At 72.4% G+C, this 25,269-nt stretch carries 22 protein-coding genes; 16 read left to right on the top strand and 6 right to left on the bottom strand.

Translation table 11 applies throughout. The features are described from left to right. Positions 1–370: 370 nt before the first annotated feature. The 6 genes from DZA62_RS23210 (at position 371) to DZA62_RS23185 (ending at position 7,835) form a co-directional block, all read left to right on the top strand. Positions 371–2,620, top strand: coding sequence for a S1 family peptidase (locus tag DZA62_RS23210; RefSeq protein WP_116951310.1), 2,250 nt, complete (start codon positions 371–373; stop codon positions 2,618–2,620). Between the two features lie 139 nt (positions 2,621–2,759). Beyond that, the gene (locus DZA62_RS23205; protein WP_198664087.1) at positions 2,760–3,644 is read left to right on the top strand and encodes an AraC family transcriptional regulator; all 885 of its coding nucleotides are present in this window, start codon (positions 2,760–2,762) and stop codon (positions 3,642–3,644) included. Between the two features lie 10 nt (positions 3,645–3,654). Next, positions 3,655–4,503, top strand: a complete 849-nt coding sequence (locus DZA62_RS23200; RefSeq protein WP_116951308.1) for an oxidoreductase — start codon at positions 3,655–3,657, stop codon at positions 4,501–4,503. Positions 4,504–4,548: 45 nt separating this feature from the next. Beyond that, positions 4,549–5,820, top strand: coding sequence for an MFS transporter (locus DZA62_RS23195; protein ID WP_116951307.1), 1,272 nt, complete (start codon positions 4,549–4,551; stop codon positions 5,818–5,820). 9 nt (positions 5,821–5,829) lie between these two features. Beyond that, positions 5,830–6,765 carry an aldose 1-epimerase gene (locus tag DZA62_RS23190; RefSeq protein WP_116951306.1) on the top strand — a complete coding sequence of 312 codons (936 nt, stop codon included), beginning with the start codon at positions 5,830–5,832 and terminating at the stop codon, positions 6,763–6,765. Between the two features lie 14 nt (positions 6,766–6,779). Beyond that, positions 6,780–7,835 (top strand): trans-sulfuration enzyme family protein, encoded by a 1,056-nt coding sequence (locus tag DZA62_RS23185; RefSeq protein ID WP_116951305.1) that lies wholly within the window; start codon positions 6,780–6,782, stop codon positions 7,833–7,835. 155 nt (positions 7,836–7,990) lie between these two features. On the opposite strand, the gene cydC is transcribed toward DZA62_RS23185, so the two are convergent. Genes cydC through DZA62_RS23165 form a run of 4 tightly spaced genes read right to left on the bottom strand, consistent with a single transcriptional unit; the run spans position 7,991 to position 13,749 of the window. Further along, entirely contained in the window at positions 7,991–9,727 is a 1,737-nt protein-coding gene (cydC, locus tag DZA62_RS23180) for a thiol reductant ABC exporter subunit CydC (protein WP_116951304.1), read from the bottom strand. Then, positions 9,727–11,550, bottom strand: a complete 1,824-nt coding sequence (cydD, locus tag DZA62_RS23175; protein WP_198664086.1) for a thiol reductant ABC exporter subunit CydD — start codon at positions 11,548–11,550, stop codon at positions 9,727–9,729. Before cydD ends, cydC begins: the two co-directional genes overlap by 1 nt. Next, positions 11,502–12,455, bottom strand: coding sequence for a cytochrome d ubiquinol oxidase subunit II (locus tag DZA62_RS23170; protein WP_116951303.1), 954 nt, complete (start codon positions 12,453–12,455; stop codon positions 11,502–11,504). The genes cydD and DZA62_RS23170 overlap by 49 nt, the downstream gene beginning before the upstream one ends. 1 nt (position 12,456) lies before the next feature. Further along, the gene (locus tag DZA62_RS23165) at positions 12,457–13,749 is read right to left on the bottom strand and encodes a cytochrome ubiquinol oxidase subunit I (RefSeq protein ID WP_116951302.1); all 1,293 of its coding nucleotides are present in this window, start codon (positions 13,747–13,749) and stop codon (positions 12,457–12,459) included. Positions 13,750–13,819: 70 nt separating this feature from the next. Here DZA62_RS23165 and DZA62_RS23160 point away from each other — a divergent pair, with 70 nt between their 5' ends. Then, complete coding sequence (locus DZA62_RS23160; RefSeq protein WP_116951301.1) at positions 13,820–14,140, top strand: PadR family transcriptional regulator; 321 nt, start codon at positions 13,820–13,822, stop codon at positions 14,138–14,140. Here the strand turns inward: DZA62_RS23160 and DZA62_RS23155 are convergent. Beyond that, on the bottom strand, positions 14,072–14,779 hold the full coding sequence (locus DZA62_RS23155) for a permease prefix domain 1-containing protein (protein WP_116951300.1): 708 nt from the start codon (positions 14,777–14,779) through the stop codon (positions 14,072–14,074). The two genes, DZA62_RS23160 and DZA62_RS23155, sit on opposite strands and share 69 nt — an antisense overlap. A gap of 170 nt (positions 14,780–14,949) precedes the next feature. Between DZA62_RS23155 and DZA62_RS23150 the strand changes: the two genes are divergently transcribed. From DZA62_RS23150 to DZA62_RS23135, 4 genes are read left to right on the top strand one after another with little or no spacing between them, the layout of a single operon-like run. Further along, positions 14,950–18,762, top strand: a complete 3,813-nt coding sequence (locus DZA62_RS23150; RefSeq protein ID WP_116951299.1) for a multifunctional oxoglutarate decarboxylase/oxoglutarate dehydrogenase thiamine pyrophosphate-binding subunit/dihydrolipoyllysine-residue succinyltransferase subunit — start codon at positions 14,950–14,952, stop codon at positions 18,760–18,762. 30 nt (positions 18,763–18,792) lie between these two features. Further along, on the top strand, positions 18,793–18,990 hold the full coding sequence (locus DZA62_RS23145) for a DUF6104 family protein (RefSeq protein WP_116951298.1): 198 nt from the start codon (positions 18,793–18,795) through the stop codon (positions 18,988–18,990). Beyond that, positions 18,987–19,622, top strand: a complete 636-nt coding sequence (locus DZA62_RS23140) for a GDSL-type esterase/lipase family protein (protein WP_116951297.1) — start codon at positions 18,987–18,989, stop codon at positions 19,620–19,622. Before DZA62_RS23145 ends, DZA62_RS23140 begins: the two co-directional genes overlap by 4 nt. A 7-nt stretch (positions 19,623–19,629) precedes the next feature. Continuing rightward, entirely contained in the window at positions 19,630–20,361 is a 732-nt protein-coding gene (locus tag DZA62_RS23135; RefSeq protein ID WP_116951296.1) for an AAA family ATPase, read from the top strand. 17 nt (positions 20,362–20,378) lie between these two features. Here the strand turns inward: DZA62_RS23135 and DZA62_RS23130 are convergent, their stop codons facing one another. Continuing rightward, positions 20,379–21,344 carry a zinc-binding dehydrogenase gene (locus DZA62_RS23130; RefSeq protein WP_116951295.1) on the bottom strand — a complete coding sequence of 322 codons (966 nt, stop codon included), beginning with the start codon at positions 21,342–21,344 and terminating at the stop codon, positions 20,379–20,381. An 83-nt stretch (positions 21,345–21,427) separates the two neighbouring features. Between DZA62_RS23130 and DZA62_RS23125 the strand changes: the two genes are divergently transcribed. From DZA62_RS23125 to DZA62_RS23105, 5 genes are all read left to right on the top strand, one after another. Continuing rightward, positions 21,428–22,324, top strand: coding sequence for a basic amino acid ABC transporter substrate-binding protein (locus tag DZA62_RS23125; RefSeq protein WP_116951294.1), 897 nt, complete (start codon positions 21,428–21,430; stop codon positions 22,322–22,324). Between the two features lie 5 nt (positions 22,325–22,329). Next, a complete protein-coding gene (locus DZA62_RS23120) occupies positions 22,330–23,115 on the top strand; it encodes an amino acid ABC transporter permease (protein ID WP_116951293.1) in 786 nt (261 codons plus the stop codon). Next, entirely contained in the window at positions 23,112–23,870 is a 759-nt protein-coding gene (locus DZA62_RS23115) for an amino acid ABC transporter ATP-binding protein (protein ID WP_116951292.1), read from the top strand. The genes DZA62_RS23120 and DZA62_RS23115 overlap by 4 nt, the downstream gene beginning before the upstream one ends. 81 nt (positions 23,871–23,951) lie before the next feature. After that, positions 23,952–24,341 (top strand): ATP-binding protein, encoded by a 390-nt coding sequence (locus DZA62_RS23110; RefSeq protein ID WP_116951291.1) that lies wholly within the window; start codon positions 23,952–23,954, stop codon positions 24,339–24,341. After that, entirely contained in the window at positions 24,338–25,234 is an 897-nt protein-coding gene (locus DZA62_RS23105; protein WP_198664085.1) for an RNA polymerase sigma factor SigF, read from the top strand. Before DZA62_RS23110 ends, DZA62_RS23105 begins: the two co-directional genes overlap by 4 nt. The last annotated feature ends 35 nt before the right edge of the window (positions 25,235–25,269 follow it).

Below are 25,269 nucleotides of genomic sequence, written 5' to 3'. Positions count from 1 at the left end.
TCGCCCGAACTCCGCGACCGATCACCGTCAGGGCCGCCGGTCGCACCGCGCGCCGCACTCCCGCGGATGCAGGCCCGAGCCCGCTCACGGGCCTCCGCGACACGCGAGCCGACCTGCACATCTCTTGAGTGACACCAACGGTCAATCCCGCGGTTGTGTCCGATTTGCGAAATTCACCACTTGAGCATTCAAATTTCTCGTCACACAGAGTGATGTCGGACATTCACCCTGATAGGTACCGAGTACTTGAATATGGGTCTGAACGGTGCTGTAGGGTGACACAGGCTCCGGGGTACCCGTCGGCAGTTCCACCCCGCCGGCGGAGCACCGGAACCATTCCATGTCAATGACATTTCATTTTGGAGTAACTGTGAGCACAGCCCTGCTGCGCCGTCGTGGCGTCGCACGGGTCTCCGGTGTGCTGGGCGTCTGCGCTCTCGTGAGCACGGGCGTCGTCATCTCTTCCACGGCCGCTTCGGCTGAGGAAGAGACCGTCACCGGGACTCTGCAGACGTTCGCCGCGGAGGCGTTCGCCCCCCAGGCCGATGAGCTCCCTACCGGTCTCGTGGAGGCCATCCAGCGTGACCTCGGCCTGTCGGCCGAGGAGTACCTCGCCAACGCGGCGGCCGCCAAGGTCGCCGCCGACGTGTCCGCTCAGCTCGTCGACGCCGGCGTGAACATCAACGCCACGGTCATCGACGGCCAGGACGTGACGCTGTACGTCGAGGCGGAGGCCGACGTGGCCGCTGCCGAGGCGGTCGGCGCCAAGGTCGAGATCGGCGCTCCCGAGGAGCGCGACTACTCCGACTACGACTTCGAGCCCAAGGTCGACCACAAGGGCGGCTACGGCTTCTTCACCCAGGCCAACCCGGACGGCAGCGGCTACCGCTGCTCGGTCGGCTTCAGCGGCTACACGCCCGACGGCGCCGACCGTTACCTCACCGCGGGTCACTGCGGCGTGGACGGCAGCACCTACGAGCAGCTGTCCGGCCCGGTGTTCCACCTGCCGCTGGAGGGCCCGATCGGCCCGCCGCAGACGCCGCAGCCGCCGCTGAACGTGGGCGACGAGCTCGGCGCCATCACCGACGGCTCCATGCACTTCGGCCCGGACTTCGACAACTACGACGCCGGCCTGGTCGACATCACCAACTCCGACTTCGAGGGCGTCCCCCAGGTCGCCGGTTGGGGTGGCGGCGAGGGCAACCCCGACGCCAACTCCGTCACGGTCCACGGCACCATCGACGCCGTCGTCGGCGCCGAGGCCTGCAAGTCGGGTTCCACCTCCGGCTGGACCTGTGGCCAGATCCAGAGCGCCGAGGAGTCCGTCACCTTCAACACGGGCGAGACGGTCACCGGCTTCATCTTCGACGCCTGCATGCTGGGCGGCGACAGCGGCGGCTCGATCGTCGTCGGCAACTACGCCCTCGGCGTGAACTCGGGCTCGAACTTCGGCCCCGACTGCAGCACCGGTGACTTCGGCATCGGCTTCGCGGTGTCCGGCGGCCAGTACAACGCGCTGGACGTCCTGGGCAACCAGTGGGAGCTCAACGTCGCGGTGAACACCCCGGCGGTCACCTCCCCCGAGGGCGAGTCCGGCGAGTCCGTCACCTTCGAGGGCTCGGTCGAGGGCGCCACCACCGACCACCGCGTCACGGTCTCCGTCGACGGCGGCGAGGCGGTCGAGGGTGACGTCGCGGCCGACGGCACGTTCTCCGTGGCCCTTCCGGACGCTCTGGAGCCGGGCGAGCACAGCTACGCCGTCCAGGCGTTCTACGGCAACCACTCGCAGTCCGAGGTCGCCGAGGGCTCGTGGACGGTCACCGAGGCGCCTCCGGTCGAGGAGCTCGCGGTCGACTCCCCGACCGACGGCCAGACCACCGGCAACGCCCGTCCGGAGTTCTCCGGCACCGGCCAGCCCGGCGCCACCGTCGCGCTGACGGTCGGCGACGCCGAGTTCGGCTCGGTCGAGGTCAACGAGGACGGCGCCTGGGCGCTCGCCCCCGAGAGCGACCTGCCGGTCGGCGTGCGGTTCGACGCCGTCGTGACGCAGACCTTCGAGGACGACACCCAGAAGGCGACCGTCGCCGACCTCGGCATCGAGGCGGCCGACGTCACCATCACGGCGCCCGAGGACGGCTCGACCGTCACCGGTGACGTCAACTTCGAGGGCACCTCGTTCGCTGGTGCCTCCATCGGCCTGCTGCTCGAGCAGGCCGCCGCCGACGCCGCTGGCGACGACGTGCAGCCGCGCCTGGGCCTTCGTGCCGAGGGCGACGACGACGTCGACGAGTGGGCCGGCGAGTTCCAGATCGACGACGCCGGCAACTGGACGTTCGACCCGGCCGAGGACCTGCCGGAGGGTGAGTACACCATCACCGCTCAGGCGACCCTCGAGGGCGGCGACCCCGAGCTGGCCGACTCCGAGGCCGTGGCCACGTTCACCGTGGCGAACGGCGGCGGTGGCGACGAGGACGGCGGCAACGGTGAGGGCGGCGACGACGACCTCCCCGACACCGGTTCGTCCGGCACCACCTGGATGATCGTCGGCGGCATCGCGCTGCTGCTGGCCGGCGGTGCCGCGGTTGCCGTCCGCGCTCGCCGCAACACCACCACCGCCTGATCATCGGGTAACGCACCACCAGATCGACCCGAGTGGCCCCGGCCCCGCCTCGTGCGGGGTACGGGGCCACTCGTCGTTACGGAATCGTGATGCGACCTCCGCCGTCACTCTGGGTGACGAGCGCCCTAGGTTGGACGGCGTGACCTCGCCCCCGCCGCGGACCGACGTCACCGGCCTGCTCCGCCGCGATGTGCTGCTCGAGTGGTACCGCTACCCACCCGGCCCGCCGGTCGCCATCCCGCGGCACACGCACGACGGCTATCAGCTCAACCTCAACCTCGACCTGCCCGGCGGCATCCGTTACCGCGGCGAGTACCACGTTGTGCCGCCCCGGCGCCTCACGGTCGTCATGCCGGGCGAGGCGCACACCCCTGTCGACCCCGACCACCGCGACCGCGACTCCGAGCACCTCGTCCTCTACCTGGCACCGGACGCCGTCGCCGCCACCGCCGCCGAGATCGCCGGCCGGCCCGCCGGGCTGCCGTTCTTCCGCGACCTCACGATCGCCGACGCGCACACCGTCGCCCGGTTCGCCCGCGCCCACGCGGCGCTGGCCGGCGGCCCGGGGACGGCCTCGGTGCTCAACCAGGACGTGCGGCTGCTCGGCTTCGTCGCCGGGCTGCTGCACCGGCACGCACGGGTCCGCTCAGGCCGTCCGCTCCCACCCGCCCACCGCGCCGTCCGCCAGGCCCGCGACTACCTGCACGAGCACCACGCCGCGCCGGTCGCGCTGGCCGACCTCGCCCGCGTCAGTGAGCTGAGCCCATACCACCTGACCCGGTTGTTCACCGCCGACGTCGGCATGCCGCCGCACGCCTACCAGCTGCAGCTGCGCGTCGACCACGCCAAGCGGCTGCTGCTGGCCGGGCGTCCGGTGAGCGACGCCGGCCACGAGGCGGGGTTCTTCGACCTCAGCCACTTCACCCGGCACTTCAAGCGCTTCGTCGGCGTCCCGCCCGGCCGCTATGCCCGTGAGGCCGCCGAGCGCAAGAACGTACATTCCCGGGCGGCCGGCGCTCCGTAGGGTCGCCACCATGATCACCCCCGCCACCGGCCGTGTCTGGCTGGTCACCGGCGCGACGTCCGGGTTCGGTCGAGCCATCACCGAGTCCGCCCTGACCGCCGGTGACGCCGTCGTCGCGACCGCCCGCAAGCCCGGCGCCCTCGACGACCTGGCCGACCGGTTCCCCGGCCACGTCGCCGCCGTCGAGCTGGACGTCACCGACACCGCCCGCATCCCCGCCGCCGTCGAGGCCGCCGCAGAGGCGTTCGGCCGCATCGACGTCCTGGTGAACAACGCCGGCCGGGCACTGATCGGCGCGGCCGAGGAGACCACCGACGAGGAGCTGCGCGACCTCATGGACGTGCACTTCTTCGGTCCGGCGGCGCTGGTCCGCGCCGTCCTGCCGGGCATGCGGACGCGTGGCTCGGGAGCGATCGTTCAGATCAGCAGCATGGGCGGGCGGCTGTCGTTCGCCGCGGTGCCGGCGTACTCGGCGACGAAGTTCGCACTCGAGGGCTACTCGGAGGCGCTGGCCGCCGAGGTGGCGCCGTTCGGGATCCGGGTGCTCATCGTCGAGCCGGGCGCGTTCCGGACCGGCCTGCATGGCGGGGCGATGCGGATGACCGCCCCGATCCCTGCCTACGACGCCGTCGTCGGGCCGATCCGGGCCATGCAGACCGCCTTCGACGGCGCCCAGCCCGGCGACCCGGCCAAGGCGGCCGCCGCCATCCGCGCCGCCCTCGACGCGGACGAGCCTCCGCTGCGGCTGGTCCTGGGCAACGATGCCGCCGACGCGATCGCGGACAGCCTGGACCGGCTGCGCGCGGAGTACCTGACCTGGGAGGCCGTCTCGCGCGGCACCGACCTCGATCCCGTCTGAGGACCCGTCCGTCCGGACCCGGGGCGCCACTGGAAGGATGTCCAGGTGCGCCGGCTGCTTTTGGACGTGACGCCGCTCAAGGTCAGCGTTCCGTATCGCCGGCTCTGGATCGGCATCTCGCTGTCCGGCATCGGCACCCACCTCACCACCGTCGCCGTCGGGTTGCAGGTGTACGACCTGACCGGGTCGACGTTCAACGTCGGGCTGGTCGGGTTGTTCGCGCTGGCGCCACTGGTCGCGCTCGGCCTCTACGGCGGGGCGATCGTCGACGCGTACGACCGGCGGCGGGTCGTCATCGTCAGCTCGACCGGGCTGCTGCTGGTGGCGACCGCGTTCGCCGTGCAGGCCTGGCTGGGCCTCGGCCAGGTGTGGTTGCTGTACGCACTGGTCGCGGTCCAGAACGGGTTCTTCGCGGTGAACTCCCCCGCGCGGACGGCGATCATCCCCCGGCTGCTGCCCGGCCCGCTGCTGCCCGCGGCGAACGCGCTCGGCAGCATGTCGATGAGCCTCGGCCTGACGATCGGCCCGCTGCTGGCCGGTGTGCTGATCGACTCGGTCGGCTACGGCTGGACGTACAGCATCGAGGCGGTGCTGCTGACGTTCGCGCTGACCACACTGTTCGCGCTGCCGCCGTTGCCGCCGCAGGGACTGGTGCGCCGGGCCGGGCTGAGCTCGGTGCTGGAGGGCCTGTCGTATCTGCGGACGCGCCCGAACGTGCGCATGACGTTCATCGTCGACCTGTGCGCCATGGTGCTGGCGATGCCCCGGGTGCTGTTCCCGGCCGTCGCGGCGGCGGTGCTCGGCGGCGGGTCGACGACGGTGGGCATCCTGGTGGCAGGCATGGCGGTCGGCGCGTTCCTGGCCGGCCTGTTCTCCGGGCCGCTGGGACACGTGCGCCGGCAGGGCCTCGCCGTGGTGGTCGCGATCATCGCGTGGGCGCTGTCGGTGGTCGCGTTCGGCCTGGTGCTCCTGGTCGTCACCGGCCCGGACGACGGCGTCGTCCACTGGGCGCTCTGGCCCGCGGTGTTCTGCATGGTGCTGGCCGGCGCCGCCGACACCGTCAGCGCCGTCTTCCGGATGACGATCCTGCAGGCGGCCACGCCGGACGAGATGCGCGGGCGGCTGCAGGGCGTGTTCATCGTCGTGGTGGCGGGCGGCCCGCGGCTGGGCGACCTGGTGCTGGGCTCGATGGCCGAGCTCAGCAGCGAGGCGTGGGCGGCCATCATCGGCGGGCTGGCCTGCGTGGTCATCGTCAGCGTGCTGGCCGTGACGCAACGCCGCTTCGTCCGCTACGACGCCCGGCACCCGGAGCCCTAAGGTAGCGGCGTGACCGAACCGAGCGTGTCGTCCCATCGCGGCTGGGAGATCCTCCACCTCACCTCCGACGACCTCAGCGTCGACGTCGTGCCCGGCAAGGGTGGCGACGTGACGTCGGTGCGCTGGCGCCCGCTCGACGTCGACGTCATGTGGCGCACCCGGTGGGGGCTGCGGCCGCGCGGCGAGCACGTCACCGTCGGCAGCAGCGAGGCGCTGCTGATGCAGGCCTACCCGGGCGGCTGGCAGACGGTGTTCCCGAACGCCGGCTCGCCGAGCCAGGAGCACGGCGTCGAGTGGGGCATGCACGGCGAGGCGTGGCTGGCGTCCTACGACTGGACGGCCGACGGCCGGGCCGCCGTCGAGCTGCGCACCGACCTCGTCCGCAGCCCCTTCTCGATCGTGAAGCGCATCGAGGTGGCCGGCCCGTCGGTCACGGTCACGGAGACGGTGACGAACGACGGCGCCGAGCCGGTCGAGGTGACGTGGAGCCAGCACCCGGCGTTCGGCGCTCCGTTGGTCGGCCCGGCCGCCCGCGTCGAGACCGCGGCCCGGACCGTCTGGCTGGACCCGACGACACCGGCGGCCTGGCCAGGCGACGGGTTCGACCGCATCCCGGCGCCGGGTTCCGGGGTCAGCCGGCTGGCGTTCCTGTCCGACTTCACGGAGGGACGGGCCGGCATCGTCAACGACGACCTGGGGCTGCGGGCCGACCTCACCTGGGACACCTCGCTGATGCCGCACGCGTGGTACTGGCTGGAGGCGGGTGGGCGGGCCGGCTTCCCGTGGTACTCGGGGGCGTACGTGCTCGCGCTGGAACCCGCGACCAGCTGGCCCGACGCCGGAGTGACGGGCGTGCGGTCGACCACGGGGACACAGGTCCGCATCGAGCCGGGCCAGCAGCGCACCGCCACGGTGACGCTGACGCTCGCGGCGACGACGGCGTGACCGATACTGGCGGCATGTCCCAGTCCCCCGCCACCCGTGTCGTCACCGCCGGACGTCCTGCCCGCGACGCCGACGCCCCGCTGAACGAGCCGGTCACGTTCGCCTCGACGTTCCACGCCGGCGGCGACGTCGGCTACGGCCGCTACGGCAACGCGACCTGGACGGCGCTGGAGTCGGCGCTCGGCGGCCTCGAAGGCGGCCGCGCGCTGGCGTACGCGTCGGGCCTCGCGGCGTCCGACGCGGTCATGTCGCTGCTGCCGGAGGGCGCCGTCGTCGTCGCGCCCGACTGCGCGTACCTGGGCGTGCTGGACCTGCTGCGCGAGCGGGCGGCACAGGGCCGGCTGACGCTGCGGCAGCTGCCGGTCACCGACGCCGACGGCATCGCCGCGGCGGCCCGAGGCGCCTCGATGGTGTGGCTGGAGTCGCCGACCAACCCGAACCTCGACGTCGCCGACATCGCGGCGGCGGCCACGGCGGCCCGCGCGGCCGGCGCGCTCACCGTCGTCGACAACACGTTCGCGACGCCGCTGCTGCAGCGGCCGCTGGAGCTGGGCGCCGACATCGTCGTGCACAGCGTCACCAAGCTGCTGGCCGGGCACTCCGACGTCGTCCTCGGCGCTGTCGTCACGGCCGACGACGCCCTGCACGACCGGCTCGACGCGCATCGCCGGCTGCACGGCGCCATCCCCGGCCCGATGGAGGCCTACCTCGCCGTGCGCGGCCTGCGGACGCTGTCCGTGCGGCTGGAGCGGGCCCAGGCCAACGCCACGGAGCTGGCGTCCAGGCTGCGCGCCCACCGCTCGGTGAACGTCGTGCGTCATCCCGGCTGGGGGACGATGTGCTCGATCGAGGTGGCCGGCGGCGCGGCCGGTGCCGACGCCGTGGTCGCGGCCGTCCGGCTGTGGGTGCACTCGACCAGCCTCGGCGGGGTGGAGTCGTCGCTGGAACGGCGGCGGCGCTGGCCCACCGAGAGCACGGCGGTCGACGAGTCGCTGCTCCGGCTCTCCGTGGGCATCGAGGACGTCGAGGACCTCTGGGCCGACCTCGCCGGCGCCCTCGACACGATCTGACCTTGAATGATCACGTTAAGTGGGGGTGCTCACGCTCACCCAGGCATGCATGCCTGGTGAAGCGAGTACTCCCCTGCCGAGGCCCGGCATAGGACTTCTCCCGCTTCGCGCGGCATGCATTCCTCGTCAAGCGGGAGCACCCCCACTTAACGTGATCATTCAGAGGCCAGCGCGGGGCGCGACGCCCACCAGAGGTCCTGGTAGGCGCCGTCGACGGCGACCAACTCGGCGTGGGTGCCGCGCTGCACGACCCGCCCGGCGTCCATCACGACGATCTCGTCGACGGCGTCCAGGCCGGCGAGGCGGTGGGTGACGACGACCGTCGTGCGGCCGCGGGTCGAGGCGAGCAGGTCGGTCATGAGGTCGTCGGCGGTACGCGGGTCCAGGCCCTCGGTCGGCTCGTCCAGCAGCACGACCGGCGGGTCGGCCAGCAGCGCCCGGGTCAGCGCCAGCCGCTGGCGCTGACCGCCGGAGACCTGGCCGCCGGACTCGCCGACCATGGTGTCCAGCCCGGCGGGCAGCGAGTCGACCCAGTCGCGCAGCCGGGCCGTCTCGAGCGCGGCCAGCAGGTCGTCGTCGGAGGCGGCGGGCCGGGCGAGCCGCAGGTTCTCGCGGATCGACGTGTGGAACAGGTGCGCGTCCTGGGTGACGCCGGTGACGACGGCGCGAACGTCGTCGCCGTCGTAGCGGCGCACGTCGGCACCGTTGAGCAGCACGGTCCCGGCCGACGGCTCGATGAAACGCATGAGGCAGGCCAGCAGCGTGCTCTTGCCCGACCCGCTGGCCCCGACGACGGCGACCCGCCGGCCCGGGGTGAGGTCGAGGTCGACGCCGTCGACCGCGTCGACGTCGGCACCGGGATAGCGGACCGAGACGCCGTGCAGCGCCACGGTGACCGGTGCCACCGGCGCCGGCAGCGCGGCGTCGCCCGGCTCGGCCACCGGCGCCGGGGTGTCGAGCACCGCCAGCACCCGGCGCAGCGACGACCGCGCCTCCAGCAGCCGCTGCACCGCCGGCACCAGCGGCAGTACCGGCTCGAACGAGATCAGCGCGACCAGCGCGACGACCGGCACCATGACGCCGGCCAGCCCGCCGTCGTCGCGGGCGCCCAACGCCAGCACCGTGACCGCGACCGTCGTGACGCCCTGCACGAGCATGGCCGCCGCACCGGCGAGCGCCGTCGTCAGGGCCGTGCGCCGCTCCAGCCGGGCCAGCCGCTGACTGGCCGCCTCGGCCTCGTCCAGCGCCGTCGCCGTGGCACCGAACACCGCGAGGTCGGCGCTGCCCTGCAGCAGGTCGGTGTGGTGCGCCGCCAGCTCGGCCCGGGCCGGCGCCAGCCGCCGGGCGGTGCGCCGCGCCGTCGCCACCATGAGCAGCGGCACGACCAGACCGGCCAGCGCCAATCCGGCCGCCAGCACCACGGCCGCCGACGGCAGCACGACCGCGGAGAACCCGATGGCGACGCCGGCCACCACGACAGCCGTGCTCACCGGCACCAGCACCCGAACGACCAGGTCCTGCACGGCCTCGACGTCGGAGACCATGCGGCTGAGCAGGTCGGAGCTGCGGTAGGCGGGCAGTCCCGACGGCGCCAGCGGCACCAGCGCGTCGTAGACCCGGCCGCGCAGCGTCGCCAGCGCCCGCAGCGCGGCGTCGTGGCTGGCCAGCCGCTCGGCGTAGCGGAACACGCCGCGGCCGGTGGCGAACGCGCGCACGCCGACGATGGCCAGCGACAACGCGGCCAGCGGCGGCTGTTCGGCGGCCCGGGCCAGCAGCCAGGCGGCGGTGCCCATCAGCGCCAGCGCGGCCAGCTCGGTGGCCACCGACGCGGACACCGCGACCAGCAACCGGCCCAGATGAGCGCGGAGCAGACCTGCCAGGCGCCGCGTCATCAGCCCACCTCGTCATTGGCGACCGACGTCAGGCCTCGCGGCCGGCTGCCCGTCTCGTCATCGGCGACCGACGTCAGACCTTGCGGTCGGCCACCGGTTTCGGTGGCCGGCGCCGGCTCGGCGATGCGGCCGTGGTCGAGCGTGACGACGCGGTCGGCGTCGAGCACCATCGCCGGCCGGTGCGCCACGACCAGCACCGTCCGCCCGGCCATCAGCCGCGCGGTGGCCTCGACGACGACGGCCTCGCTCCCGGCGTCGAGCCCGGCGGTCGGCTCGTCCAGCAGCAGCAACGGGGCGTCGCGCAGGAACGCGCGGGCCAGAGCGATGCGCTGGCGCTGTCCCGCGGACAGCCCGGCGCCGCGCTCGCCCAGCGGGGTCTCGTAGCCGCGCGGCAGGCGTCGCACGAACTCGTCGGCGTGCGCCAGAGTCGCGGCCCGCACGACCTCGTCGTCGGTGGCGTCGGGACGGCCGAGCCGGATGTTCTCGGCGACCGTCCGGGCGAACAGGTGCGGCCGCTGCGGCACCCAGGCCAGCTGCCGCCGCCAGCTCTCCGCCGGGGCCTCCGCGAGGTCGACGCCGCCGGCCAGCACCCGCCCGGACGTCGGCGAAACCAACCCGAGCAGCACGCTCACCAGCGTGCTCTTGCCGGCGCCGCTGGGGCCGACCAGCGCGACCCGCTCGCCTGAGGCGACCGCCAGCGAGACGTCGTCGAGCGCCGCCTCGTCGCGGCCGGGGTAGCGCACCGTGACGCCCTCGAACCGCACCCCCGCGGCGGCGTCCGGCGCCTCGGCGGCGGCGACGGCGACGCGGCCGGGCGGCCCGCCCTCGGCGTCGACCACCTCGAAGCACCGCTCCGCGACCGCCAGTCCCTCGGTGCTCGCGTGGAACTGCGAGCCGAGCGCCCGCAGCGGCAGGTACGCCTCCGGCGCGAGCAGCAGCACCAGCAGCGCCGCCTCGAGGCCGAGCCCGCCGTTCAGCGTCCGCAGGCCGATCGGCACCGCGACCAGCGCCACCGACAGCGTCGCGACCAGCTCGAGGACCAGCGCGGACAGGAAGGCGATGCGCAGGGTGCCCATGGTGGCCGAACGGTGCTCGTCGGCGATGCGCCGCACCTGCGCCGCCTGCGACTTGGCCCGGCCGAACGCCCGCAGCGTCGGCAGCCCGGCCACGACGTCGAGGAAGTGTCCGCCCAGCCGCTCCAGCGCCCGCCACTGCCGCTGCGTCGCCCGCTTGGTCGACATGCCGACCAACGCCCCGAAGATCGGGATCAGCGGCAAGGTGACCAGGATGATCACCGCGGACGCGAGGTCGGCGACGGCGATGCGCACCAGCACCGCGAACGGGATCACCGCGGCGAGGAACAGCTGCGGGAAGTAGCCGGTGAACCACGGGTCCAGCGCGTCGAGCCCGCGCCCGAGCGTCGTCGTCAGCCCGCCGGTGTGCTGGCCGGACAGCCAGCCCGGGCCCAGCTCCTGGGTGCGGCGCAGCACCTGCCGCCGCAGCGTTGCCTTCGCCGACGCCGCGGCCCGCTGAGCCAGCGCCTGCTGCGCCCACGACAGCCCGGCCCGGACGGCGAACACCCCGGCCAGCAGCGCCAGCATGCCCGCGACAGAGCCCGCGGACGGGCCGTCGAGGACGCCGTCGGCCAGCAGCCGCGCCAGCAGCTCGGCCTGCACCAGGATGGCGACCGCCGCGGCCACCGCCAGCAGGGTGAAGACCAGGGCGGTGACCCGGAAGGCGGGCAGTCCGGCGAGCAGCCGGCGGGCGAGCCGATTCAGAAGAACACCGCCGATCCGACGCCGACGCGGTGCCGGAACGTCCACCACATCCACGCCTGGACGGCGATCAGGACCGGGACCAGCGGGGCGACGACGACCGTCAGCAGGTCGAGCGTGCCGGACGCGGCGATGCCGTCGAGCAGCCGCGGCGACGTCGCGAGCCCGGCGGCGAGCACCGGGGCGGCCGCGGCGACGGCGGTGCAGACATAGGCCCAGCGGTCGCGCTCGCCGGCGAACAGCCGGGTCGAGGCCACGACCGCCGCGACCGCGACCACGCCGAGCACGGCGGCCGGCAGCGGGCGGGCGAGATCGACGCTGAACGCGGGGGTCGCGACGCCGACGACGGCGAGCAGCGCCAGCGCGGCGGCACCGGCCCGGTGGACCGTGCCGGCGGCGCGCGTACGGCGCTCAGGCGGCAGCCGCAGCGCGGCGAACACCGCGCCGTGCAGCGTGAACACGGCGACCACGACGGCCCCCCACAACAGTGAATACGGCCCGATCAGTGTCTCAACCCCCGGTCGTCCGTTCGTCGGCACCCCCTGGACGACGTTACCGAGCAGCAGCCCCCAGGCGAACGGCATGGCGGTGCTGGCCAGCACGACGATCGTCTCCCAGCCGCGCTGCCAGGCCCGCGAGCACCGCCTGCTGCGGAACCAGATACCGATGTCGCGCAGGATCCACGACACCACCAGCCCGACGATCACCGGGTAGTAGGCGAACAGCAGGTCCTTCTCCAGCCCGGGGAACGCGCCGATCATGATGCCGAACGCCGCGACCAGCCAGACCTCGCCGCCGAGCAGGAACGGCCCGATCGCGGTCAGCAGCAGCCGCCGCTCGGGCCCGCTGCGCCCGATGCGCCGCAGCGACGCGCCGAGGCCGAGGTTGGCGCCGTCGAGCACGGACCAGCCGGTCAGCAGCAGGCCGAGCAGTCCCAGCCAGAGCACATCCACGTCAACTCCTCTCCGCGAGCACGAGCTCGGCCTCGCCGCCGGGCGTCCCCAGGCCGCGGCCGGCGCCGTCCGAGCCCAGCACGAGGTCGTGCGGGCCGCGCCGGGCCAGCCGGGCGATCAGCCACCAGTCGAGCACGGCCAGCGTCGCGAACAGTGTGCCGAACACCACCAGGCTGGCCAGCACGGTGCGGGCCGAGTGGCCGGAGACGGCCTCGGCCGTGGTCAGCTCGCCGTAGACCACCCACGGCTGGCGGCCCACCTCGCGGAGCAGCCAGCCACAGGCGACGACGACGAACGGCCAGGGCAGCGTCCACACGTAGAACCGGTGCCAGAACCGGCGCAGCCGGGCCGGCCGGGCGCGGTCGAAGGCGTTCTTGATCAGGAAGAGCACCAGTCCGGAGAAGATCATCAGGTAGATCGTCCCGCTGATCTCCATGAGCGGCCAGGCGAACGAGATCCACGTCGGGGGCGTCCAGTCACCCGGCCCGTGCAGCGCCTCCATCTCGGCCTGGAAGTCCGCCCGGTCCGCCACCGACGCTCCCAGCGCCAGCTCCTTGCCCTCGGTCAGGTAGCCGAACTGCGCGTAGCCGTTGCCGACGGCGAACACGGCGGCCACCGCGCCCACGACGACGGCGACGCGCAGCGAGCGGCGGAAGAAGTCGACGTCGGGCGTGCCGCGCAGGAAGTGCCACGAGCAGATGCCGACCATGACGACGCTGCCGGTCAGCAGGCAGACCGGGACGATGTGCAGCAGCGCGCCGATGGCCTGCTGGTTGGTCAGCAGCGCGCCGAAGTCGTCGATGCGCGCGACGCCGTCCTCGATCACGTGGCCGACCGGTTCCTGCAGGAACCCGTTGGCGACCATCACCCAGAACGCCGACAGGTACGCCGTGAGCACCACCAGCCAGATCAGCGTCGTGTGCACCCAGCGGTTCAGCCGGTGCCAGCCGAAGATCCACATACCGAGGAAGGTGGACTCCAGGAAGAACGCGACCAGCGTCTCCGTGGCCAGCGGCGCGCCGAACACGTCGCCGGCGAACGTCATCAGCCCGCCCCAGTGCAGGCCGAACTGGAACTCCATGGCCAGCCCGACGACGATGCCCATCGCGTAGTTGACGATGTAGAGCTGGCCCCAGTAGCGGGTCAGCCGCTCGTGGATCTCCTTCCCGGTGATCGCCCAGCGGGTCTGGAAGAACGCCACGATCGGCGCCAGGCCGAGCGTGAGCACCACGAACAGGAAATGGACGATCGCCGTCAGCGCGAACTGCAGCCGCGACAGGTCCAGCACGCTCATCCTCGCCCCTCCCGCGCTCTCCGACTGTCTACATGTAGGCACGCTACATGATGATGCGTAGACTACCGACATGAAGGCCGACGCCCTCCGCGGCAACCTCGACGCGCTGATCCTCGCCGTCGTCCGAGACCGGCCGTTGCACGGCTACGGCGTCTCCGAGGCGCTGAGCGAGCGCAGCGACGGCGCCGTCGACCTCCCCACCGGCACGCTCTACCCCGCGCTGCGGCGGCTCGAGCGGCTGGGCTACCTGCGCAGCTCCTGGGAGACCGTCGGCGGCCGGAAGCGCCGCACGTACGAGATCACCCGCGACGGCAGGGGCTTCCTAGCCACGCAGCAGCAGGCCTGGAGCGAGATGAGCTCCGTCATGAACGCCATCCTGGGACCGGCGTGAGGTCAGCCGCAGGCAGCTCACCGCCAGCCAGGTGATCCACAGCGTCGACCCCACCGAGAGCAGCGACATCACCGCCAGCCACGACCCGTCCCACTCGCCGACCGTGGCCGGCGCGAAGGCACTCAGCACCACGCCGCTGACGACGTGCACGCCGACGTCGACCAGCGTCACCACCGCGATGACCCGTACCACCCGGCGGGTGGGCCAGAGGCGGGCGCCGCGGCCGAGCGCCAGCACCGCCACCGCGGCCAGGCCGACGAACGCGAAGCTGGAGATGTCGACGGCACGCGACAGCACGCCGTACCACGGCGCCGGCTCGGGCCAGCCCTGCTCGGCGGCCGCCGTGGTCCACGTGTAGGTCGACAGCGCGAACTGCACCGACCCGAGGACGGCGATCAGCCCGGCCAGGTAGCGCGCGGCCACGGCGGCCAGCTCCGCGCGCACCTCGGCGGCCACCACCGGGACCGGACCGAACTCCTCGACGGCGAGCCGCTCGGCCTCGGCGCGGGTGGCGCCGGCCGACCGGTGCGCGTCGGCGGCGTCGAGCAGGCCGTCGCGCAGTTCGCGGAGCATGCTGCGCCGGGGCAGCAGCGGTCCGCGCACCTCGCGGCGCAGCCGCGCCACGTACTCGTCGATCACGACGCCTCCGACGTTGGGGTGGTTCGCCGCCAGCGTAACGGCGTGGCCGGACCGCGCAGAAGGTCCGGACCGGCATCTCCGGGACCGGTCAGGGATGCCCCTGACGTGCATCGGACGGTGGACAGGATCTCGACTTGTCGGCCCAAGTGATCTAGGCCACGATTGCGCCGATGCGCGGAGTCGGCGACCCCGACTACCCTGTACCAGAGCAGCCGCGCAGATTCGAACGGAAGAAGGCGAACGCGACAGTGGCCCCCACCGGCCCGGAATCGGGATTCGGACCGAACGAGTGGCTCGTCGAGGAGTTCTACGAGAGCTGGCTCGAAGACCCCTCCAGCGTCGACCCCCAGTGGGCGGAGTTCTTCGCCGAGCGCAAGGCCGCCGGCGCCGCCCCCACCGGACCACCGGGTCACGCCGCCACCGCAGCCAAGCCGACCTCCGCACCGACCGCCACTGCCACGTCCCCCGCGAGGACCATCGTGACTTCCACGCCCGCCGCCGTACCGTCGCAGGCCGCAGCGTCGCAGGCCACGCCGGCACAGCCGGCCACCACGGCGGCCAAGGCCGCGCCGAAGCCCACCCCGGCCCAGCCGGGCGCCAAGGCGCCGGCGCAGCCGCAGGACACCTCGGGCGACCAGCCCGAGATCGTCCCGCTGCGCGGGGCACCGGCTCGCACGGCCACCAACATGGAGGTCAGCCTCGAGGTCCCGACGGCCACCAGCGTGCGCGCCGTCCCGGCCAAGCTGCTGGTCGACAACCGCATCGTCATCAACAACCACCTCGCGCGCTCGCGCGGCGGCAAGGTGTCGTTCACGCACATCATCGGATACGCGCTGGTCAAGGCGCTGCACCAGATGCCCGACATGAACTACGCCTACGCCGACAACAACGGCAAGCCGGCACTGGCCAAGCCGCCGCACACCAATCTCGGCCTGGCCATCGACATGAAGAAGTCCGACGGCACCCGGCAGCTGCTGGTGCCGAGCATCAAGGCCGCCGAAGACCTCAACTTCGCCGAGTTCTGGGCCGCCTACGAGGACGTCGTGCGCCGCGCCCGCGACAACAAGCTGACGGTCGCCGACTTCCAGGGCACCACCATCACGCTGACCAACCCGGGCACCATCGGTACGGTCCACTCGGTGCCGCGGCTGATGAAGGGCCAGGGCACCATCATCGGCGTCGGCGCCATGGAGTACCCGGCCGAGTACCAGGGGGCCGCGCCGGAGACGCTGGCCCGGCTGGGCGTCTCCAAGACCATGACGCTCACCAGCACCTACGACCACCGCATCATCCAGGGCGCCCAGAGCGGCGACTTCCTGCGCATCGTGCACGGGCTGCTGCTGGGCCAGGACGGCTTCTACGACGAGATCTTCCGCGCGCTGCGCATCCCGTACGAGCCGATCCGCTGGGCCACCGACGTCCCGCACAGCCACGAGGACGAGGTCAGCAAGCAGGCCCGGGTGCTGGAGCTGATCCACGCCTACCGCGTGCGCGGCCACCTCATGGCCGACACCGACCCGCTCGAGTACAAGCAGCGCACCCACCCCGACCTCGACGTCAGCACCCACGGCCTCACGCTGTGGGACCTCGACCGCGAGTTCGCCACCGGCTCGTTCGGCGGCACCAAGCGGTTCATGCTGCTGCGCGACATCCTCGGCGTGCTGCGCAACGCCTACTGCCGCACCGTCGGCATCGAGTACATGCACATCCAGGAGCCCGAGCAGCGGCGCTGGATCCAGGAGCGGGTCGAGAAGCCGGTCGACCTCACCCCGCGCGAGGACCAGCTGCGCATCCTGCTCAAGCTCAACCAGGCCGAGGCCTTCGAGACGTTCCTGCAGACGAAGTACGTCGGGCAGAAGCGCTTCTCGCTCGAGGGCGGCGAGTCGCTGATCCCGGTCCTCGACGAGGTGGTCGAGGCCGCCGCCGAGGCCGGGCTGCAGGAGGCCTGCATCGGCATGGCCCACCGCGGCCGGCTCAACGTGCTGGCCAACATCGTCGGCAAGAGCTACGCCCAGATCTTCGGCGAGTTCCAGGGCAACATCGACCCGCGGACGGTCCAGGGCTCCGGTGACGTCAAGTACCACCTGGGCGCCGACGGCGAGTTCACCGCGCTCGACGGCTCCACGATCAAGGTCTCGCTGACCGCCAACCCGAGCCACCTCGAGGCGGTCAACCCGGTGCTCGAGGGCATCGCGCGGGCCAAGCAGGACATCCTCGACCGCGGCGAGGAGTTCCCGGTGCTGCCGATCCTGGTGCACGGCGACGCCGCGTTCGCCGGCCAGGGCGTCGTGGCCGAGACACTCAACCTCTCGCAGCTGCGCGGCTACCGCACGGGCGGCACCGTGCACGTCGTCGTCAACAACCAGGTCGGCTACACCACCTCGCCCGACCAGTCGCGCTCGTCGATGTACTCCACCGACGTCGCGCGCATGGTGCAGGCGCCGATCTTCCACGTCAACGGCGACGACCCCGAGGCGAGCACCCGGGTGGCCCGGCTGGCCTTCGAGTTCCGGCAGGCGTTCAAGAAGGACGTCGTCATCGACATGGTCTGCTACCGCCGGCGCGGCCACAACGAGGGCGACGACCCCAGCTACACCCAGCCGCTCATGTACGACCTCATCGAGGCGAAGCGGCCGGTGCGCAAGCTCTACACCGAGGCGCTGATCGGCCGCGGCGACATCACCATCGAGGAGGCCGAGCAGGTTCTGCTCGACTACCAGCAGCAGCTCGAGCGGGTGTTCGCCGAGACCCGGCAGACGGCGCCCACCAGCGTCACCACGGTGCCCACCTACCCCGACAAGCCGACGCCCGAGGGCGAGGCCGTCACGGCCACCACGCCCGAGGTACTCAAGCGGGTCGCCGACGCCTACCTCACGGTGCCCGACGGCTTCACCGTCCACCCCAAGGTGCTGCCGCAGGTGCAGCGGCGCGCCCAGGCGCTCACCGAGGGCGGCATCGACTGGGCCACGGCCGAGATCACCGCGTTCGGCGCGCTCCTGCTCGACGGCCGCCCGGTGCGGCTGGCCGGCCAGGACAGCCGCCGGGGCACGTTCGTCCAGCGGTTCGCCTCGCTGGTCGACCGCAAGACCGGCGAGTCGTACCTCCCGCTGCAGCACCTCGACGAGTCGCAGTCGAAGTTCTACGTCTACGACTCCCTGCTGTCGGAGTTCGCGGCCATGGGCTTCGAGTACGGCTACTCCGTCGCCCGGCCCGACGCACTGGTGCTCTGGGAGGCGCAGTTCGGCGACTTCGCCAACGGCGCGCAGACCATCATCGACGAGTTCATCAGCGCCGGTGAGGCCAAGTGGGGCCAGTACTCCGGCGTCGTGCTGCTGCTGCCGCACGGCTACGAGGGCCAGGGTGCCGACCACTCGTCGGCGCGCATGGAGCGGTTCCTGCTCATGGGCGCCGAGAACGCGTTCCGGGTGGCGCAGCCGTCCACGCCGGCGTCGCACTTCCACCTGCTGCGCTCGCAGGCACTGGGCGGCAGCCACCGCCCGCTGGTGGTGTTCACGCCGAAGTCCATGCTGCGCAACAAGCGAGCGGTGTCCACGCCCGACGACTTCACCGGCACCACCACGTTCCGGCCCGTGCTGCCCGACCCCGAGCCGCTGGATGCCGCCAAGGTCGACCGCGTGCTGCTGTGCAGCGGGAAGATCACCTGGGAGCTGCTGGCCGAGCGCGGCAAGCGGTCCGACGACCACACCGCGATCATCCCGGTCGAGCAGCTCTACCCGCTGCCGGCGGCGGAGATCGCGGCCGAGATCGCCAAGTACCCCAACACGCGGGAGATCCGCTGGGTCCAGGACGAGCCCGAGAACATGGGCCCGTGGCCGTTCATGGCGCTGCACCTGGCGCCGCGACTGCCCGACGGCATGCCGTTCCGTCCGGTCACCCGGCCGGCCAGTACGTCGCCGGCGGTGGGCAACCACAACGTCCACCTCGACCAGCAGAAGGCCCTGCACGACGCCGCCTTCGCCTGATCGCCCGACCCATTTCGCCGGAGTTCGAGGATGTACTTCACCGACCGCGGCATCGAGGAGCTCGACGAGCGCCGGGGTGACGAACAGGTCACCCTGGCCTGGCTGGCCGAGCGGCTGCGCGATTTCGTCGACCACAACCCGGAGTTCGAGACCGCCGTCGAGCGGCTGGCCACCTGGCTGGCCCGCGCCGACGACGAGGACGACGACGCCGGCGAGGACGCTGAGTGACCGGTCCCCGCGACGTCCGGGTCTGCGTCTTCGGCGACTCCTTCGTCGCCGGGGTCGGTGACCCCAAGGCCCTCGGCTGGGTCGGCCGGGTCGCCGCCCGCACGCCGCCGTCCACCGGTGTCGAGCTGACGGCGTACCCGCTGGGTGTGCGCGGCGAGGCCACCGAGGAGGTGGTCGTCCGGATGCCGCTGGAGTCCGCGCCCCGGTTCGCCCGCGGCGACGAGCACCGCGTCGTGCTGGCGCCGGGCGTCGCCGACGCATACCGCGGCGTCGCGGTGGCGCGGTCGGTGGCGGCGCTGGAGTTCGGGCTCTCGTCGGTGAGCGTGCCGGTCCTGGTGGTCGGACCACCCCCGGTCGGCGACGACGCCATGGTGGCGCGCATCGGCGAACTGGACGCCGCGTGGTCGCGGCTGTGCGAACGGCGCGACGTCCCGTACGTCGAGACGTTCGGCCCGCTGGCGGCGAAGGCCGCCTGGCAGACCGCCCGCGCCGACGACGGCCTGCACCCCGACCAGACCGGCTACGGCCTGCTCGCCTACCTCGTCCTCAACGGCGGCTGGTACCCGTGGCTGGGCGTCGAGGCGCCGAGCACGCCGGTGAAGGACCGCCGGGCGCCGCGCACCACGTCGTGAGCACCGGGTGAGCCTGCTCGACCGGCGGCCGGTGCGGCGGGTGGAGTTCGCCCCGCCTGACGACCCGCCGCCTGACCTCGAGAGCTGGCCGTGGACCCTGCCGCCGGTGCGCCGGCTGGTCGCCGACGGCCTCGACCTCGCGCCGGTCACCGTCCTCGTCGGTGAGAACGGCAGCGGCAAGTCCACCCTGGTCGAGGGCATCGCGCTGGCGTACGGGTTCTCCCCCGAGGGCGGGTCGACCGGTGCCCGCCACTCCACCCGGGTCAGCGAGTCGGACCTGTCACGTGCGCTGCGGCTGACCCGCGGCCCGGGCGCGCCGAAGGACGGCTTCTTCCTGCGCGCCGAGACGATGCACGGCTTCTTCAGCTATCTGGAGGCCAACCCGGAGCCCCGCAGCGGCGACCCGGCCTTCCACGAGCTCAGCCATGGCGAGTCGTTCCTCGCCGTCCTGCGCCACCGGTTCCAGCGCCCGGGCTTCTACTGCCTGGACGAGCCTGAGTCGGCGCTGTCGTTCAGCGGCTGCCTCGCACTCGTGGGCGCGTTGAAGGAGATCGCCGAAGCCGGCGGCCAGGTGCTGGTAGCGACCCACTCGCCGCTGGTCGCGGCGCTCCCCGGCGCGACCGTCCTCGAGGCCGGCGAATGGGGGCTGCGCGAGGTCGCGTGGGCCGACCTCGACCTCGTCCGCCACTGGCGCGCCTTCCTCGACGCACCCGGCCGCTACCTGCGCCACGTCACCTGATCGCCGGCAGCGGCCCGTCAGGGCGTGAGGACGACCTTGCCGAAGACGTCGCCGGAGTCGAGGGCGGCGAAGCCGTCGCGGGCCTGCTCGAGCGGCAGCACCCGGTCGACCACCGGCCGCAGGCCCGTCCGTTCGCAGAACGCCAGCAGCCGGACCAGCTCGTCGCGGGTGCCCATGGTCGAACCCACCAGCCGCAGCTGCAGGAAGAAGACCCTGTTCAGCTCGGTCTCGGCGACGTAACCGGACGTCGCGCCGGACACCACGAGCGTGCCGCCCGGCCGCAGCGACCGCACCGAGTGCTGCCACGTCGCCGCGCCCACGGTCTCCATGACGGCGTCGACCCGGGCCGGCAGCCGCTCACCGCCGGCGAACACCTGGTCGGCGCCCAGCGACAGCGCTCGCGCCGCCTTGTCCGGGTTCCGCGACGTCACCCAGACCCTCGCGCCCGCCGCCGCGCCCAGCGCCACCAGCGCCGTCGACACCCCGCCGCCGGCGCCCTGCACCAGCACCGTCTGCCCGGGCGTCACCCGTGCCTGGGTGAACAGCATGCGGTACGCCGTGAGCCAGGCGGTCGGCAGGCAGGCCGCCTCCTCGAACGACAGCACCGCCGGCTTGGGCACCAGGTTCCGTGCCGGCACCGCGACCCGCTCGGCGAACGTGCCCTGATATCGCTCCGACAGCAGCGTGCGCTTGGGGTCCAGCGTCTCGTCGTCGCGCCAGTCGGGATCGGAGACGACGGCGTGGACGAGCACCTCGCGGCCGTCGTCGGTGACGCCCGCCGCGTCGCAGCCGAGGATCATCGGCAGCCGGCCCGCGTCGAGGCCGACGCCGCGCAGGGACCAGAGGTCGTGGTGGTTGAGCGCGGTCGCCCGTACGGTCACCGTCGTCCAGCCGTCGGGGACCGACGGCTCCGGCCGCTCCCCCAGGGTCAGCCCGGCGAGAGGGTCGTCGGCGTCCAGGGTCGAGGCGTAGGCGGCGAACATTCCCCGAGCCTACTGACCGTCCGACTGGCACGAGCGGTGGCAGGATGCGATCAGGACAGTAGGCGCGTCCAAGGGGGGATGCCATGTCCAGGCAGAACACCATCGCCGGGTTGACCCGGCTCGCCGCCACTGCCGCCGCCGCGACGCTCCTGCTGGCCGCGTGCGGCGGCGACGACGACAACAACAACGGTGGCGGCGCCACCGCCACGGGCGGTGGCACCCAAGCGGCCGACCTCGGCCTGGTCCAGGACGGCACGTTGACCGTCTGCTCCGACGTCCCGTACCCGCCGTTCGAGATCGAGAGCTCGGACGCGCCCAGCGGCTACAGCGGCTTCGACATGGACCTGATGCAGGCCATCGCCGACGGGCTGGGGCTGCAGATGGCCGTCCAGGACGTCGGGTTCGACCCGCTGCAGAGCGGCGCCGTGCTGGCCGCCGGCCAGTGCGACCTGGGCGCGTCCGCCATGACCATCACGGACGAGCGGAAGCAGCACCTGGACTTCTCGACGCCGTACTACGACTCGTTGCAGTCGTTGCTGGTGGCCACCGACTCGGGGATCACCTCGCTCGACGACCTCGACGGCAAGACCGTCGGCGTCCAGCAGGGCACGACCGGCGAGATCTACGCCAAGGAGCACCTGCCGGAGGGTGCGAACCCACCGCAGTCGTTCCCGAGCGACGGAGAGCTGTGGCCGGCGCTGCAGGCCGGCAACATCGACGCCATCCTGCAGGACCTGCCCGTCAACCAGACCCACGCGCGCTCCGACCCGAACTACGAGGTGGTCGAGGAGTACCAGACCGACGAGCAGTACGGCTTCGCCTTCAGCAAGGGCGAGAAGACCGCACTCCTCGACGCCGTGAACCAGCAGCTGCAGGCGCTGCGCGACGACGGCACCTACGACCAGATCTACGCGAAGTACTTCGCGATGGACTCGACGGGAGCGGCGAGCCCAACAGGACCCAGCCCGAGCACGAGCTGACCGCCGTGCGCCGGACCACGCAGCGACGGATCCGCCAAGGCGTTCTCTACCTGGTGTTCGCCGCGGCGGTCGTCGTCGTGGCCGTCTCGGCGGACTGGGAACGTCTGAAGACGAACTTCCTGCAGGTCGACGTCGCCCGTGACCAGCTGCCCGAGATGATCACCATCGCGGCCAAGAACACCGTGCTCTTCACGATCATCGCGTTCAGCGGCGGGCTGGTCCTGGGCGTGCTCCTCGCCCTGATGAAGCTGTCGACGGTGCTGCCGTACCGCTGGCTCGCGGTGGCCTACATCGAGCTCTTCCGCGGGTTGCCGGCACTGCTGACGATCTTCGCGATGGCGTACGTGCTGCCGATCGCGTTCCAGGTGCACGTGCCCGGCGGGACGGTGGGAGCCGGGTTGCTGGCGCTGATCCTGGTCGCGGGCGCCTACATGGCCGAGAGCATCCGGGCGGGGATCCAGGGCGTGCCCAAGGGCCAGGCCGAGGCGGCCCGGTCCCTGGGGATGCCGGCCGGCCGCACGATGGTCTCCATCGTGCTCCCGCAGGCGTTCCGCATCGTCATCCCGCCGCTCACCAACGAGTTCGTCCTGCTGATCAAGGACACGTCGTTGCTGTTCATCGCCGGGTCCACGCTCGACACCAAGGAGATCACCACGTTCGCGCGCGACGGCGTCATCAACTCCAACAACAGCACGCCGCTGCTGATGGCGGCGATGCTCTACCTGCTGATCACGATTCCGCTGACCCGGCTGGTCGCGGTCCTCGAGCGGCGTCTGGGACGGTCGCGGTGACGGCCGCCCCGGCGCCGGTGGCGGGCATCCCGGCCATCGAGGTCGTCGCCCTCCACAAGAGCTTCGGCGAGCTGGAGGTGCTGAAGGGGGTCGACCTCACCGTCGACCCGGGCCAGGTGGTCTGCGTCATCGGACCCAGCGGCTCGGGCAAGTCGACCCTGCTGCGCTGCGTGAACCGGCTGGAGGAGCCGACGTCGGGAGGCATCCGGGTCGAGGGCATCGACATCCTCGATCCCGAGATCGACCTCGACCGGATCCGCGCCCGCATCGGCATGGTGTTCCAGCAGTTCAACCTGTTCCCGCATCTGAGCGTGCTGCGCAACCTCACCATCGCCCAGCGGCGCGTGCTCGGCCGCAGCCGCGCGGAGGCGGCGGAGGTCGCCCGGCACAACCTCGAGCGGGTCGGCCTCATGGACAAGGTCGACGCCTACCCGGCGCACCTCTCCGGCGGCCAGCAACAGCGCGTCGCCATCGCCCGCGCGCTCTCGATGGATCCGGACATGATGCTCTTCGACGAGCCGACCTCGGCGCTCGATCCGGAGTTGGTCGGCGACGTCCTCGACGTCATGCGCGACCTGGCCCGCAGCGGCATGACGATGATGGTCGTCACCCACGAGATGGGCTTCGCACGCGAGGTGGGCGACGAGTTGATCTTCATGGACGGCGGCGCCATCGTGGAGTCGGGCCGTCCCAGGGAGGTCCTGTCCGATCCGCAGCACGCACGCACTCAGGCCTTCCTCTCGAAGGTGCTCTGACCCTCCTCGTCGCACAGTGCCCGACTACGCGTTCCGGCGCGCATGTGACACTGTGGTCCGGAGCAACTCACACGAGGAGGTTTGGTGAGCGAGTCCGGATCGTCGTTCGGAGACCTGGTGGAGCTTCAGGTACCGGCGTCCAGCGCTTACCTCACCGTGCTGCGGACGACCGCCGCCCGACTGGCCGCCCGCATCGGGTTCACGCTCGACGAGATCGAGGACCTCCGCATCGCCGTCGACGAAGCCGGCGCCATGCTGCTGCCTCTGGCCGTCCCCGGCTCGAACATGCACTGCAGCTTCCAGCTGCACACCGACATCCTCGACGTCGTCGTGTCGGTGCCCGCGGCGCAGACCGACCTCCCCAGCCGCGACAGCTTCGCGTGGACCGTCCTGTCCGCGCTCGCCGGCGAGGTCCACTCGCGCGCCGAGGACGGCCGGGTGTCCATCATGCTGCGCAAGAAGCGGGGTTGAGTCAGGCGGTGGGAGCTGCCGAGGCGCGGCTGACCAGCGAGGCCACCGAAGAGCCCGCCGGGACGGCCGTCGACGTCGTCCGGCCGGTGGTGGCCGTCGGACCGATCGAGGCCGAGCCGGCCGAGGGCGCGACCACGCGCGGCACCGTCGACCGCGCCACCAGCCGGGCGCTGCTCGAGCTGCTCTCCAACCTCGACGCCGACGCTCCCGAGCGGGCCGAGATCCGCAACCGGCTGACGACGCTGCACCTGCCGCTGGCCGAACACCTGGCCCGCCGGTTCGCCGGCCGCGGCGAACCGTACGAAGACCTCGTCCAGGTGGCGACCATCGGCCTGATCAAGGCGATCGACCGGTACGACCCCGGCCGCGGCGCCGAGTTCTCCACGTACGCCACCCCGACCATCCTCGGCGAGATCAAACGCTGGTTTCGCGACAAGGGCTGGGCCATCCGGGTCCCGCGCCGGCTGCAGGAGCTGCGGCTGTCCATCAGCACGGCGACGACGGACCTGCTGCAGCAGCTGGGCCGGTCGCCGACCATCGCCGAGCTGGCCCAGGCCACCCGCACTACCGAGGACGAAGTGCTCGAGGCCCTGGAGACGGCGTCCGCCTACAGCACGGTCTCGCTCGACTCCCCCGAGCCGGGCGACAACGCGCCGAGCACCATCGAGACCATCGGCAAGGACGACGAAGCGCTCGAGGGCGTCGAGAACCGCGAGACGCTGGCCCGCATGCTCGAGGTCCTGCCCGACCGCGAGCGGCGCATCATCGTGCTGCGGTTCTTCCGCGGCATGACGCAGTCGCAGATCGCCGGCGAGATCGGCATCTCGCAGATGCACGTGTCCCGGCTGCTGGCGCGCACCTTGATCCAACTGCGTGAGACCATGTTCCGCTGACCGGCGGCGCAACCACGGACCGTAGGCTGTCAGGC

Origin of the sequence: Jiangella endophytica (assembly GCF_003427025.1) — a bacterium.
GTDB lineage: Bacteria > Actinomycetota > Actinomycetes > Jiangellales > Jiangellaceae > Jiangella > Jiangella endophytica.
Note: the sequence above shows the minus strand (reverse complement) of the source record. Positions and strands in the feature narration are given on the sequence as shown.